We start from the raw sequence: 14,992 nt of genomic DNA on the forward strand, positions 1-14,992 counted from the left end.
AATAATTGTATGTTTGTACAAACTGTAAAATTCCATGCGACTAATTGTTTCCCCGTTTTACGATGCGGCAGTTAACCTGGCGCTTGAAGAGGTTTATTTTAAGCATTCAGAAGACGATCTTTGTTTCATTTACAGGAACAATGCATCAGTCATCGTGGGAAAACATCAGAATATTTTTAAAGAAGTAAACCTTCCATACTGTATTAATAACAATATTGCTTATCATCGCCGTATTTCCGGTGGCGGCACGGTTTTTCATGACCTGGGGAACCTGAATATCAGTCTGCACAACACACGCAGAGAGGAGTTTAAAGTCAATTACCAGCCTTTACTGGATCTGATAATTGAGGCCGTTAAACATTTTGATATTGATCTGATCCAGGGTGAGAGAAACGATTTATATATTCAGGATCATAAAGTAACCGGAACAGCCTGTCATGTCGTCCGGGACAGGACCATACATCATGGCACCTTGCTGTATAATGCCAATAAAGAACTATTGCATGAATGTCTGCATCAACCATTAAAAATATCCGGACGTGGCGTTGACAGTGTGCGCAGCAATATCACCAACCTGAAAGAACATGTAAGCCAACCGCTTTCTGAAGAGGAATTTTTCTCTCAGTTCATTGTTCATCTCTCAGACATTCTGGACGCCTATATTGATTATCCAACTGACCAGGAACTGGAAACTGCAATTCAGCTCCGCGACAATAAATACACCCTCGATTCATGGAACCTTGATTATTCACCACCATTTAAGGCTGAAATGAAAATTGAAGGTAGAGATTGTATCGTGGAGGTTGAAAAAGGGAAGATAATGCATGTAGATGATGAAGACATTTCAAAAAAGTTTTCCGGAACAGGATTTAAGGAACTGCTTCTTCATACAAAAGAAACATAAAACCTTCAGGAAACCGGAAAATCAGCTTGATGTATCCAACTTAAAAGCAGTATTGTAATTGATCAGGTTAAGTTCTAAAGATACGATCATTACAGAGGGATTCATCAGGCTCTGATTCGCTCAATTTGGTTAATACTAAAAGTACAGGCCATGGTCTGTGCTTTTCTGATAACCACTGAATTTTATTGAAGATTAACTACATGACCCACCCTGGATTACAATGAATCTGCACATTTCATAGTAACTGCCCTCCTTATCCTGATACTTCGATCAGGACAAGGAGGGTATTCCAGACAAAAAAATGATCTAAACAGAACCCCTTCTCTAGTAAGCGGGATCTCCCCCTGATTCAGGGGGAGAACACAAGAGAGGGTCAGATGACCAGCCTTAAAAACATTAAAAAGCCGCCAAACTTTAACCAGTTTTTTTTCATGAAATTAAACGCAGCAGCGCTGTTTAGAACAATAGAGGTCGGTACACACCCTTTATGCAATCTGCAATTTAATCCTTCTCAAAATCCAGGGCATAGGCGATCCCTTCATCCAGGGACATTTTACGACCTTCTTACTGGTATTTTCGGGTAAGTTCTAGACCCGGTTTTTCGTGAACTCCTACCATTTATTTTTTACACAAAATATCCTTAAATTTGAATATTAAGCTCAATAAATACCTGCTTATATGCTTAGTGCAATAACATGCTTTATTGTTTTTAAAATAAATATAATCTTCGGTTTTAAGTTCCTGTTACAAATAAGATTTGTGTTGCTGTTTTTTTGTTTGTTTTCTATTACTTATTCTCAGGAATATTATTATGAAGTTAACAGGATCCCTTTAAGGGGAGAACTGGCTAATTTCAAGGGGCGTTGTATGTTACAGGACTCTGAAGGATTTATATGGTTCGGCTCAGAAGAAGGGCTGTACAGGTATGATGGATCGCGGTTCAGAATATTCCGTAACGATCCCTTCGATTCAAACTCCATTTCTCATTATGTCATCAACTGCCTTTTTGAAGACAGCAAAGGGAACATTTGGATCGGCACAAATTGGGGTTTAAACAGGTATAATAAATTTACTGAATCATTTGAAAGGTTTATTACAAGTAAAATTACACCTTTTGTCTTAGAGAGCAATAATATTAATGATATTACAGAAGACGAAGCCGGCAATTTATGGATTGCACATAGAAATGGTTTTAGTACATATAATCGCATTAAGAATATCTTTAAAAATTACAGCATTGAACCTGAAGACAAAAATCGACTCGACAACTTCTATACAATACGATCTATTGCCTATGATAAAAGAGGTTATATTTGGCTGGATGCCGAAAGACGGGTGTATCGTTTGAATTTAGTCAGTGACTCTGTTGAATACATCGGAGAAACATGGGATTCTCCCTTAAATAAAGATTCATCGGGGCATTACATTCTTCCTCCATGGTATATCTATCCGGAACATTTTAAGAATGGGACCTACCCCCATATACCGATCGGATCAAAAAGTCCACCAATCCTGAATAACGTATATATTAGAGCAGGGATCCGCGATAATCAGAATAATACCTGGGTGAGAACCAGCTCCGGAATTTATGGTTTTAATACCGATAGTAAAGAAATCTATTACAAGCCTCACGAATCTGAATATCCGGTGACAGAGGAATACTATTTTTCAAGTGTATTATTAGTGGATAATGCCGGATCAATCTGGTATTATACCGATAAATCCATAAACCAGATTATAAAAAGAACGAAATATTTTAAAGCATATAAACCTGATCCTCATTCCGAAAATTATGTAAATCTATATCCGGAAATGAATGCAAATAAAATTCGTATAGGAGGTGAGGCAGGTATATATATCTTCAATCCGGAATCTGGACAATTTGAAGCATGGTGTAAAGATACCTGCAAAAATAATACGCATGATGTTGGTCCTGTGTTGTTAGACAGTAAGAAATCTTTGTGGATTGGAATAACTAATCTGGGAGTCCTACGATTTAGAAACATTGAACAAGCCGAACCTGAATTTGAAATAATAGATGGATCTTCAAACCGGACATCTTTTAGAAATCCATTTTTATGTGTAAGATATTTGTTTGAGGATAATAATAAAAGAATTTGGTTTGGCTTTGATCAGGCCAGACCTTGGTATTATTACGATTTAAACCAGGAATGTTTGTATAAATTAGCAGACAATCCAAATGCCAATTCAAAAATCCCTCATAATCTGCAAATATTTACTGAACTTGATTCAGGTACATTATTAGCCCTGGGCAAAAATGGTCTTTATAAAATCATTCCGCCCATAGAGAATATTTCAAAAACAATGGCAACGCCATCTGATGTTAAAGAATGTAAAGCTATTGATGGGAATGGAACTATTTGGTCAATACCGGGCGTCAGAAATTTTTACCGAAATGAAGAGGGAATATTATGGCTTGGAACCAGCAGTTATGGTCTTATAAAATTAATTCCAAATCACGTTTCTGATCCGATTGATTTCAAAATTACATTTTTTACGACAAAAAATGGCTTGCCCAGCAATGATGTTGTTACAATTGTTGACGATGATAAAGGCAACCTTTGGCTTGGGACGCGTGTAGGATTGTCAAGATTTAATATTGCAACTGAATCCTTTACGAATTTTACTGTCAAAGATGGGCTTCCAAGCAATAGTATATGGAGAACTGCATTCAAAATGAAATCCGGCGAAATATTCATGACTTCAAGAAATGGACTATTTTTGTTTTTACCAGACAGTATTAATCATATTACAAATGAATCATCCCCATTGGTTTTAACACAGCTAAGTGTAAATAATATTGTTATCAAACCCGGTAAAGATTCCATTCTGAGCCGTTCTGTAACATATACAGATTTTATAGAACTTAACTATAACCAAAATAATCTGTCTTTATCTTATGCCTTACTTAAATTTCAAAATATTGGCATGAACCAATATAAATACAAACTTGAAGGATTTAATGATGACTGGGTATATGCAGGAAACAGAACCGATGTGGATTTTAACAATCTTAAACCAGGTAAATATACTTTTCATGTAATAGCCACCAGTGACCTGGGTGTTTGGAATGAAGGCGATGCATCCATAAGCATTTTAATCCATCAACCTCCATGGCTAACATGGTATGCATATCTTCTATATGCTGTTTTATTAACAGCCATTGGTATATGGTTTTGGCGATTCCAAAACAACCGGATGAAGTTAAAAAGAGCTGTTGAACTGGAACGCATGGAAAAAGAGAAAGTCAGTGAGATAGACCGGATAAAATCTCGTTTCTTTGCCAACGTTTCCCACGAATTTCGAACACCGTTAACTTTAATTAGAGGACCTCTGGATGACCTGAAGAAACAGAATAAAAAGACGGTTTCATTGAGGAAAGATTTACTGGATATCATGCACCGGAACACATTACGCTTACAAACACTGATCAACCAGTTGCTTGATATCTCTAAAATGGAAACCGGAAAGATCAGCATGCAGGTTTCTGAGGGTAATATTGAAGTTTTGATACGAACCATCATTCAATCATTTGTGTCCCTCGCAGAAAGCAAAAAAATAACTTACAAATATGATCTTACAGGACTGAACCAAAATGTTTGGTTTGACAGGGACAAAGTGGAAAAAATACTGGTCAACCTCATCTCTAATGCATTTAAATTCACACCTGATAAAGGACAAATCACAATTAATAATCGCTTTGATTATAAACAGGGAACTGGTAAACCTGAATACTTGATTTTGTCAGTTTCTGATAGCGGAATTGGCATTCCTCAGGATAAACTTGACAGGATATTTGATCGCTTTTTCCAGGTAAATGACTCTAACGAAAGAATTGCAGAAGGTACCGGCATCGGACTTGCGCTGACCAAAGAGCTTGTGGAGTTGTACCATGGTAAAATTAGTGTGGAAAGTACAGAAGGTAAGGGAACCATTTTTAGCCTTCGGCTTCCGGTGGCAAAAGAAAAGTTCCGGGACGATGAAAAAGTTAGTCATTCTCTTGAAATAATAGAAGCCCCAATAGGAGATCACATGATACTAGGTGATAAACCTAAAACCGGTAAAATAACAAAACCAAGAATCAGGGATAAAAAACCTCTTGTACTTATTGTTGAGGACAATGCAGATCTTACAAATTATATTACAGGTATTCTTTCAGAAAATTTCGTGGTGCTAAGTGCTGAAAATGGTCAGAAAGGGCTAACAGTTGCTATAGACACCATCCCTGACCTAGTTATTAGTGATTTAATGATGCCTGTAATGGATGGTATGAAAATGTGCCATATTCTGAAGAATGATGAAAGGACCACTCACATACCATTAATTATGCTCACAGCTAAAGCCGGTAAGTGTAGCAAAATAGAGGGATTGCAGGCAGGTGCTGATGATTATTTAATAAAACCTTTTGATGCAGAAGAACTGCTGATAAGGATAAAAAATCTTATTGATCAGCGCAAACGGCTCCGGGAAAAATTCAGCAGGGATCTTTTAGTGCGTAAAACATCAGGCTTCTCGTCACTGGACAACGATCCATTGATCAAAAAATTATTTGAACATTTCGAAAGAAATTATGCCAGTTCAGATTTCAAAGTTGATGAGATTGGAAAGGAACTAAACATGAGCAGGTCACAGTTTTTCAGAAAAATACATGCACTTACCGGTGAAACTCCCAATGCCCTGTTAAGAATTTACCGGATTAAAAAAGCAGCTTCAATGATAGAATCCGGAGAAAATAATATTATTGGAATAATGTATGAAGTCGGATTCAACAGCACATCTCATTTTGCCAGCAACTTCAGAAAATACTTCGGAATGAATCCATCCGATTACCGGGATTCACTTTTAAAAGATTAAAGTTCCCGATATATTCCCCCCTTTGTATTTCCCCCAACGGGGGAAAATTAATTCACAACCCGATAGTTGCAATACTCACTCGCAAGTTGCAGATTTGAGGCTGTCCCAAAAAGGCAAATAAGAATATAAGGAACTTATAAATTGATAGTGATCCTTCTATTACCCCTCCAAACCTCCCCTAAAGTGGGAGGCTTTAAGTCCCCTTTAGGGGATTTAGGGGTAGTTTTTAAAAAGCTACTAACAATCCGTAAGTAAAACTTATACAGATTTTACTTTTTGGACAGCTTCTTAAGGATAGCGTAAAACTTTCCTCATTTTGATACAATACCGTCCAAGAATGAGACAATACCGATCGACGACCGTATTTTAAACCAGTAATTTTATATGTTTTTTGATCCCATTATCTCTCATTCTGCAGAAAAAGATCTGCTTGATATTATAAAAATATGATGTGTTTAAAATCAAATCCCTATGAAGACACGAATTTTTATATTAAGTCTATTGCTCATTGGCTTTTCAATGACACAATTTGCTACGGTCATAAGCGTACCATCTGATTATGAAACCATCCAGGCAGCTATTAATGCTGCCAGCGAAGGCGACACCGTTCTGGTTGCCGAAGGAACCTACTACGAAAACCTTGTTATTACAGGGAAAGCTATTACACTTGCCAGTGAATTTATTCTTGATGGGAAGTCAACTCACATTTCAAAAACAATTATTGATGGAAGTCAACCTGTAAATCCGGCAGTGGGCTCTGTTGTCTTTTTGACCAGTATTCCAAACAGCAATACCACTTTAAAGGGATTTACTTTAACAGGAGGTTCTGGCTCATATGTAGATCTTTTAGGGGCTTATATTGGTGGAGCGGTCCTGCTTTTTAACAATGGTGCCGTTATTGAGAATAATATTGTAGCTGATAACAGTATTGTACAAAATAATGCAACTTTTCCTGGCATTGGTGGCGCCTTTTTAAGTAACAATACAATAATAATCAGGCATAATAAAATTTTAAGAAATTCTACTATTGCCTCTGATATAACTTCGGGAGGAGGCATAGGACTTCTAATTGCGTCCCAAGGTGTTACCGTTCGAATTAATCATAATATCATCTCGGACAACTCGCTTACATGTACCGAAGGCTACAGCACTTTGGGAGGAGGTATAGAAATTGAAACCGCACACGGTTTCGGACCGGATATCCAGATAAACAATAACACCATTACAGGAAACGCATTGCATAGTGAAACGAGCATGGGAGGAGGCATGTATATTGAGTTTTGGGAGAACGTGCCACCAGATAACAGCACCTTAAACGTCCAGATTTTCAATAACATCATAACCAATAATTATGCGCAGGATAAAGGTGGAGGCCTTGCCTTTTTCAGCATGGGAGGAATTACTCAACCTGCTTTTACCTATCCCATTGTTCCCTTGGTAATGAATAACACGCTACTTGATAATAAGGCTTCCGATGGAGCGGGTGTCTTCAGTTATGATTTAAACTTATTATTACTGAATAATATTTTATGGGATGAAACAGATGGTGAGAACTGTCGTGAAATTTTCCAGGATTATTTGCCTGACGTTCATTTCAGATCCGATTTAACATGGTTTGCCGATAATAATGATGGTAACCTTTATGCATTCAATAACTGTATAAAAGGAGGCGAGGCTGAACTGCAAGGAGCATGGTTTGGTGAAAATAATATTGAAGCTTATCCAAAGGTAAATCCTGCACTCTTCAAACTCCTGCCTAAAAGTCCGTGTTTAGGAACTGGCGCAGAATCTGTCCAGATTGATGATGAGTGGTACACGGCACCTGACTTCGATTTTTATGATAATCCGCGACCGGATGCAGAAACGGGCCTTGTTGATATGGGGGCAGTTATGTCTGATGATCTGAGACGGACTGGCCAACGGAACCAGTATGGATGGCAAGCCACAAAACACAGCAAATTAAAAACAGCATTCATGGAAAACGGAACTGCAGATGCTAAGAAAACGCAAGGAGTATTACACATCTATCCAAATCCAATCGCTGAAATTGCAACGGTAAGTGTAACAAATCAGGCCTTAATTACGGGACTGGAGTTAATTGATGTGAGTGGCAAGGTTGTGCGACACACAGAAAACCTACAGAACAATACCGTAATTCTTAACCGACAAGGATTAAGTAACGGGATGTACCTGTTACGTATCCATGCCGACAGAATTTATCTGAAAAAAGTCATTCTTCAATAACAAAGGCTTTGTACGCATTTCCCGGCTCATACTACCCGGGAAATGCTTTTTTATGCTCACTTAAAATCTGTAAATTATGAAACGATATTACACCATTTTTTCATGCATCATTTTCTTATGCACCTTTTCTTATGGTACAGTGATAAACGTGCCTGCCGACTCATCTACAATACAAGCTGCTATCAATGGCGCCAATGAAGGCGATACCATCCTTGTAGCCGAAGGAACTTATTACGAAAACATCAATTACAACGGAAAAGCCATTACCGTAACCAGCCATTTTATTATGGATGGCGATACCTCGCATATTTCTAAAACCATTATTGATGGTAGCCAGCCATCCCATCCTGATTCTGCCTCTGTAGTCAGACTCATGGCCGATCAGGATACGACTTCAGTGCTATGTGGTTTTACCCTTACAGGAGGGAAAGGAATGAGATATAATAACCAGGGAACCTATGTTATGGCCGGTGGTGGAATTGTAATATTCCAAGGAGCTAAAATTGAAAATAACATTATTCACGGGAATGAAGTTATTTCGGATAATTTATTGTCCTTAGGTGGTGGAATAGTTGCAAAATCTGAAGGGAATGATGTTGTAATAAGAAATAATATTATAAGGGATAATGTTTGTACAACCGGCGGACAAGCCCAGGGAGGTGGTATTAATTTAATTGGAGACAATAATAAATTTATAGTTGAAAACAATACGATTAAAAATAACAAAACTCAGTGTACTGATCCGAGCACAAATAATTATTTATCGGCGGGAGCCGGACTGCTTTATGTGAGTAGTGATCCCAAAAATTGTACCTTAATTTTTAAAGGCAACAAAATATTAGGAAATACAAGCACCGGAAATCTGTCCCGGGGTGGTGGGGTCTATATAGAATTACTCAAATTTACTGCCTCACAAAATGGATTATTACCTTATATCGACATATCCAATAATATTATTTCAAATAACAGCGCGGGGCAATATGGTGGTGGTTTGTACTTTGATGAAGATAACAATTACTATTACAGTAGAAACCCTATGCCTTTAGTTATTAACAATACGATTATGGGAAATTCTGCTTCTGTAGGAAGGGAAATTTATAACAGTGGATTGAAACTATTATTGATGAATAACATTATCTGGAATGATTACACACCAATGTTTGCTACCAATAATGGTAAGTATGAAGCCAGGTACAATGTTATAAAAAAAGGATATACTGGTGAAGGAAACATAGATTCTGATCCTATGCTTGATCCTGAAACCTTTGCATTAACAGAAACCAGTCCTTGTATTGGCAAAGGCGCTTATTCCGTTAAAATTGATACTAAATGGTATCCTGTACCCATTTTGGATTATTTAGATCTTCCCAGGCCAAATGCTGTGGACCAATGGACCGATATGGGTGCCATAGAATCTGAATTTGCCCGGCCGGATGATCCTACATTAATTAAAGTACCAACCGAAATTACCACCATTCAGGCCGCCATCAATGCCTCGAATGAAGGTGATACCGTTCTGGTTGCCGAAGGCACCTACTTCGAAAACATAGATTATAAAGGCAAAGCCATTACGGTGGCCAGTCAGTTTATCGAAGATGGTGACACCTCGCATATTTCTAAAACCATTATTGACGGGAGTCAACCGTCACATCCTGATACAGCATCGGTTGTCAGGTTTTTAGCTGATGAGGATACGACCTCTGTCTTAAACGGATTTACAATAACAGGAGGAAAGGGAATACGATATTACGCCAACGGTTCTTATTTCAGGACTGGTGGCGGTATCTTCAGTATACACGGTGCAAAGATTATAAACAATATTATCTCCAACAACGAATTGACCGTTGGATCCATTTCCACATTTGGTGCCGGAATTGCATGTAATTCAAACTATGGGAACCTGATTATAAGAAACAATCTTATAAAAGAAAATAAGTCAAATACTGGCTTATATAGTCAGGGAGGTGGAATAGGCGTTCATGGAACCGGTTATTTCTATTTGATTGAAAACAATTCCATCATCAATAATTCAGCAATGTCTACTGCAAACAGCACAACAGCAGGTGGTGGTATTTTTTGTTCTTCAGAAAATCCTAAGAACGCCATTCTGATTCTTAGAAACAACAGAATTATTGATAATGAAACAACCGGTACAAATTCTTCCGGGGGAGGACTGTTTTATTTAATTAATCCATTTACAGAAGCACAAAATGGACTGGTTCCAAACGCTGAAATCTACAATAATATCGTTTCAGGAAACAAAGCATTGCGGCGTGGTGGAGGTTTTCTGTTTATTGATACAAATAGTGCATATTCCGATCTCGCTGAACCAGCAATAAAAGTCATCAACAACACTATAGTCAATAATACTGCACCGGCAGGAAGAGAAATTTACAACGAGGCGTTTAAAATACTGTTAGTAAATAATATCATCTGGAATGATCTCACACCTTTATTTGCTACAAACAAGGGTACTTACCAGGCCTGGAATAATTGCATTAAAGGTGGTTACCAAAGTGAATTTGGAAATATAGATACTGAGCCGTTGCTTGATTCATTAACTTTCGAATTGGGAACAGGAAGCCCCTGTATTGATGCAGGCATTGATTCTGTAGAAGTTGGTGGACTATGGTATTATGCCCCAATACGCGATTTCAGAGATTCAATTCGTCCAAAACCGGTAAATACCAATCCTGACATTGGCGCCATAGAGTCTTCAAGGCCCTGGGATGGCATCCGGCAAACAAGGCTTCTTGATGTGTTTGTTTTGATCTATCCAAATCCTGCGTCAGATATATTACAAATTGAAGTTTTAAAAGCAGAACAATTCAACATTCAAATCATTTCTCTCAAGGGCCAATCCGTCTTTGAAACCAAAATGGATAAACCAGAAAAAGAGATTGACGTATCGAATCTGAAAGCCGGAATGTATTTAATAAGGATCAGTTCAAAAGATAAGATCGTTACAGAGAAATTAATCAAGCTCTAAGGATTAAGAATAGTTAGAATGGGATAGCACAAACAAGCGTTTGTACTTTATTACCCCTTCTCCCGCGAAAGAGATCTCCCCCTGAATCAGGGGGAGAATACAAGAGGGGTCATTATCCCAGGTGAAAAGATTTTCTCCCTAAACCAAACCTTTAAACCTAAGTTTTATATCATTTTGAGACGATATCGTTCAACTTTGAGACGATACCGTTCGACGCGTCTTAATACCTGCAGTAATTTTATGTTTGAATTATGAAAAAGTAATGATTATGCAAGTAATTATGAACGCCAAAATCAATCATTATGAAACGTATTTACAATTCTGTCAGTTTACAACTAATGCTGACAACATTATTATGCTTCACTTTTATTTCCACAGTCAACGGACAGTGGAAAAGAGAAACGATTAACGCAAATGCAGCTAACCAATGTGCAGTGTTCCATGCTGATCTGGATACGGATGGAGACATGGATATCATTGCATCGAGCGGTTTCAGCACCGGTGAACTTATATGGTACGAAAATGATGGTAATGCAAACTGGACCATGCATAAAATAGCTACGAACAGAGGCGGCGTAGGTATTTCTGTTTACGACATCAATGCCGACGACAAACCGGATATCATTTATTGTTCCTATATGAATAATAAAGTATACTGGTATCAGAACAACGGCGGTTCACCCCTTACCTGGACGGAGCATGTTGCTAAGAGTTGCACCGGCCCTGAAATTTCCTGTATCGGAGATATGGATAATGATGGTGATATGGATATTGTAGTAGCTCTGTATACAGGCAATTCCGTAATATGGCTTGAAAATGAAGGCAACGGTTCAACCTGGACATCACACACCATCGATAATTCGATGACTGGTGCTGCCGGGTGCCAGGCAAAAGACCTTAATAGTGACGGTATGCCGGATGTGGCTTGCGTATCATCATCAAATGGGGTACTGGCCTTTTATTTAAATGAAAATAACGGACAGAACTGGACAAAGTCTGTTATTGACAACACATTATCAGGATGGAGTAATCTTGATGCCGGAGATTACGATAAGGATGGCGATCCGGATATTGTTGCTACTGGAAGTTCTGTAAGTGATGTTGTCGTATATGAAAACGTCAGTGGAAATACAATCAGCTGGAACAAACATGTAGTGGATGGGTCTCTGACAGGAGCCTTCGGGACTAAATTCAAAGATATTAACAGCGATGGTCTGTTGGATGTTTTAGCAACAGCAACTAACGCCGGAGATGTAGTCTGGTACAAAAATAACGGTGGTTCGCCCGATGAATGGACCAAAATTACAATAGATGCCAACCTCCCAAGTGCATGGGACTGCGATGCTGCTGATTTTAACGGCAACGGATACCCCGAAGTTGTTGCGAACCAGGAATACACCATCGCAAACGGGATACTTGTCATGTACACGAATCCTTACGGCCCTGCCTGGCAACAGATGGCTTCGATGGATGTAAAAAGAAATGGGACAACGTCATGTGTTTTAAATAATTTGATTTATGTTTTTGGAGGGAGATCAAATAGTGGATTTACCTTAGATTCAGCAGATGTTTACAATACAGAAACCAATGAATGGCATAATCTTGCACCTGTACCTGTAGATCTTCAGTCCAGTTCTGCAGAAGTTATTAATAATAAAATTTATTTAACAGGTGGATGGCGTCAAACAACATCCTTTTTTACAATTGATTCAACATTCGAATATGATCCGTCGAATAATGAATGGACGAGTAAAAAGCCCTGTCCGAAAAAGACCGGTTTAAATTCTTCTTGTGTCTATAACGACACTCTTTATCTATTTGGCGGATTTAATAGTACAGATCAAACCGGACAACAAGATGCATTGACATACGATCCTGTCAACAACTCCTGGGATAATGTAGCGGAAATGATTTACAAACGGGGAAGCGCAGGAATTGCTTGTGTTTATGATGAGCAAATATATGTAATTGGGGGTCTCGGTAACTATAATGGTTCAGGTGTTATGGCTAAAAAACCTGAAAAATATTCTCCTGGGAATGGCACCTGGACTGAACTGGCAGAAATGCCGGTACCAGTTATCTATCATGGAGGTCTGATTTATAAAAATAAAGTATACATATTTGGCGGCGCCAGATATTATGGAGGAGATGCGATTAATACAATTCAGGAATATGATCCTGAAACTGACTCCTGGCGGTTAATGGAAGGAATGCCATTTAATCGCATCGGGAGTTTAAACAAAGTAAATAATTATGCATATATTATAGGAGGAGATGACGGACATAATGTATCAACCGCTGAAGTATGGCGCTTCAACCTTGATTCCCTGAAGGAAGGTTGCGAAGATATAAATATCGTACAGATAGACCAGACACCGGTACCTGATAATATTAAGGTTGGTGAATCAGTCAGATTATTTACCAACATTTTACCATCAGATTTTGCAAACAAAACCCTGGAATGGACTTCGGATAATGAATCGGTAGCCATCTTTGAGAATGGTTATATTAAGGGTATCAGCGAAGGAACTGCCACCATAACTGCAAAACTTAAATATGGTAGTTGTTCTGATTCTCACACAGTTCAGGTTAATGGCCCGGCCTGGCAACAAGTGAACAATACAGTGCCGGGAGATTTGACATGTATTTCAGAAAACAAAATTTACGTATTCGGATGTGGGACATCGGCAACAGCTATTGGGAACAAGGCATGGTCCTATAACACAGGAACAGATACCTGGACACAGTTAAATGATATGCCGGTCGGGATAACGGAAGGTGGCATAGGTTGTATCGGGGACAAAATTTACCTTGCAGGAGGATGGCAGGGCAATTGGGCAGCAACAGATTCAGTATTGATGTATGATACCTCCAATGGCACATACGCCTTTAATAGTAAAATCCCATTAAAGTTAGGTTCCAGCGGATCATGCCTGATGGATAACAAAATGTATCTGTTTGGTGGCTGGGGGTTCCCTTTCCCGAACGTTTATCATCCATATGTTGTGTTAAGTTATGACCCTGAAAGTGGTTCAGGAGATATAACCTCTGTTCCAAATATGAATTATCCCCACGTTATGCACGCTACTGCTGAAGTCATTGACGGTGAAATATACGTTATAGGCGGAGTTGACTTGCCTTCCAGTTATAATGTGCAACGATCTGAGAAATTTGATGGCGAAAAATGGAGCCCTATTGCTGAAATGCCCGTTCCGGTAACAGCACACAGAAGCATTGTACATGATAACAAGATTCTGGTATTTGGTGGCGACAGTTTATGGACCCAAAATAAAAGCTATAGCGTTAACTGTATCCAGGAATACGACCCTGTAATGGACACATGGAGATTATTGAAACAAACCATGCCATTTAACCGGTCTGCCCTGGGAGGTGGTAAAATAGGAAACTTCGTGTATCTAACAGGTGGATATTCTGATGATCGTAACCCGAATACATTTGCAAATGACATCTGGCGTTTCAATCTCGATTCCTTATATACAGGATTCCAGGAAGTTCGGAAAACAAATGACAGGATCGTGTCAGTTTATCCCAATCCAACATCTTCTTCAGTCATCATTAAAGCATTGAATTCAGAACTATACCATATAGAGATTATTGCGTTGAACGGACAGACACTTTATGAAACCTCAATGACTGAATTGGAAAAACAGGTTGATGTGTCCGGGTTAAATACCGGGTTATACCTATTGAGGATTTCTTCCGGAAATATAGTAATCACAGAAAAACTGATCAAACTTTGATTTTGAATTAATAAGCTTAGGTACTTTGAGAAGCACAGGTTCAGGCCTGTGCTTTTTTTCCCCTTGTATTTTCCCCAATGGGAGAAAGTAGATCAGATAAACTTAAGATTTCAACATTCCAGCCAAATCATAAAACTTTAAAGTTGTTAGTTTCCTTCCACCCTTGGGGGATCCCGATGTTTCGGGATAAGGATGGGGGATATTTGGAATAAAAGAGTT

The 14,992-nt window shown here is 38.5% G+C and carries 5 protein-coding genes; all 5 read left to right on the plus strand.

Annotated elements, in window-relative coordinates; translation table 11 throughout:
• The first annotated feature begins 34 nt into the window (after positions 1-34).
• The 5 genes from ACE1ET_RS17120 (at position 35) to ACE1ET_RS17140 (ending at position 14,773) form a co-directional block, all read left to right on the plus strand.
• Positions 35-904, plus strand: a complete 870-nt coding sequence (locus ACE1ET_RS17120) for a lipoate--protein ligase family protein (RefSeq protein ID WP_375729648.1) — start codon at positions 35-37, stop codon at positions 902-904.
• Positions 905-1,771: 867 nt separating this feature from the next.
• Positions 1,772-5,779 carry an ATP-binding protein gene (locus ACE1ET_RS17125; RefSeq protein ID WP_375729649.1) on the plus strand — a complete coding sequence of 1,336 codons (4,008 nt, stop codon included), beginning with the start codon at positions 1,772-1,774 and terminating at the stop codon, positions 5,777-5,779.
• Between the two features lie 471 nt (positions 5,780-6,250).
• The gene (locus ACE1ET_RS17130) at positions 6,251-8,023 is read left to right on the plus strand and encodes a T9SS type A sorting domain-containing protein (RefSeq protein WP_375729650.1); all 1,773 of its coding nucleotides are present in this window, start codon (positions 6,251-6,253) and stop codon (positions 8,021-8,023) included.
• A 76-nt stretch (positions 8,024-8,099) separates the two neighbouring features.
• Positions 8,100-11,012, plus strand: coding sequence for a T9SS type A sorting domain-containing protein (locus tag ACE1ET_RS17135; RefSeq protein ID WP_375729651.1), 2,913 nt, complete (start codon positions 8,100-8,102; stop codon positions 11,010-11,012).
• Positions 11,013-11,314: 302 nt separating this feature from the next.
• Positions 11,315-14,773, plus strand: a complete 3,459-nt coding sequence (locus ACE1ET_RS17140; RefSeq protein WP_375729652.1) for a Kelch repeat-containing protein — start codon at positions 11,315-11,317, stop codon at positions 14,771-14,773.
• Positions 14,774-14,992: the final 219 nt, after the last annotated feature.

It is taken from the genome of Quyinboa mangrovi, from assembly GCF_042219825.1.
Taxonomy (GTDB): domain Bacteria; phylum Bacteroidota; class Bacteroidia; order Bacteroidales; family UBA5342; genus JBHJHP01.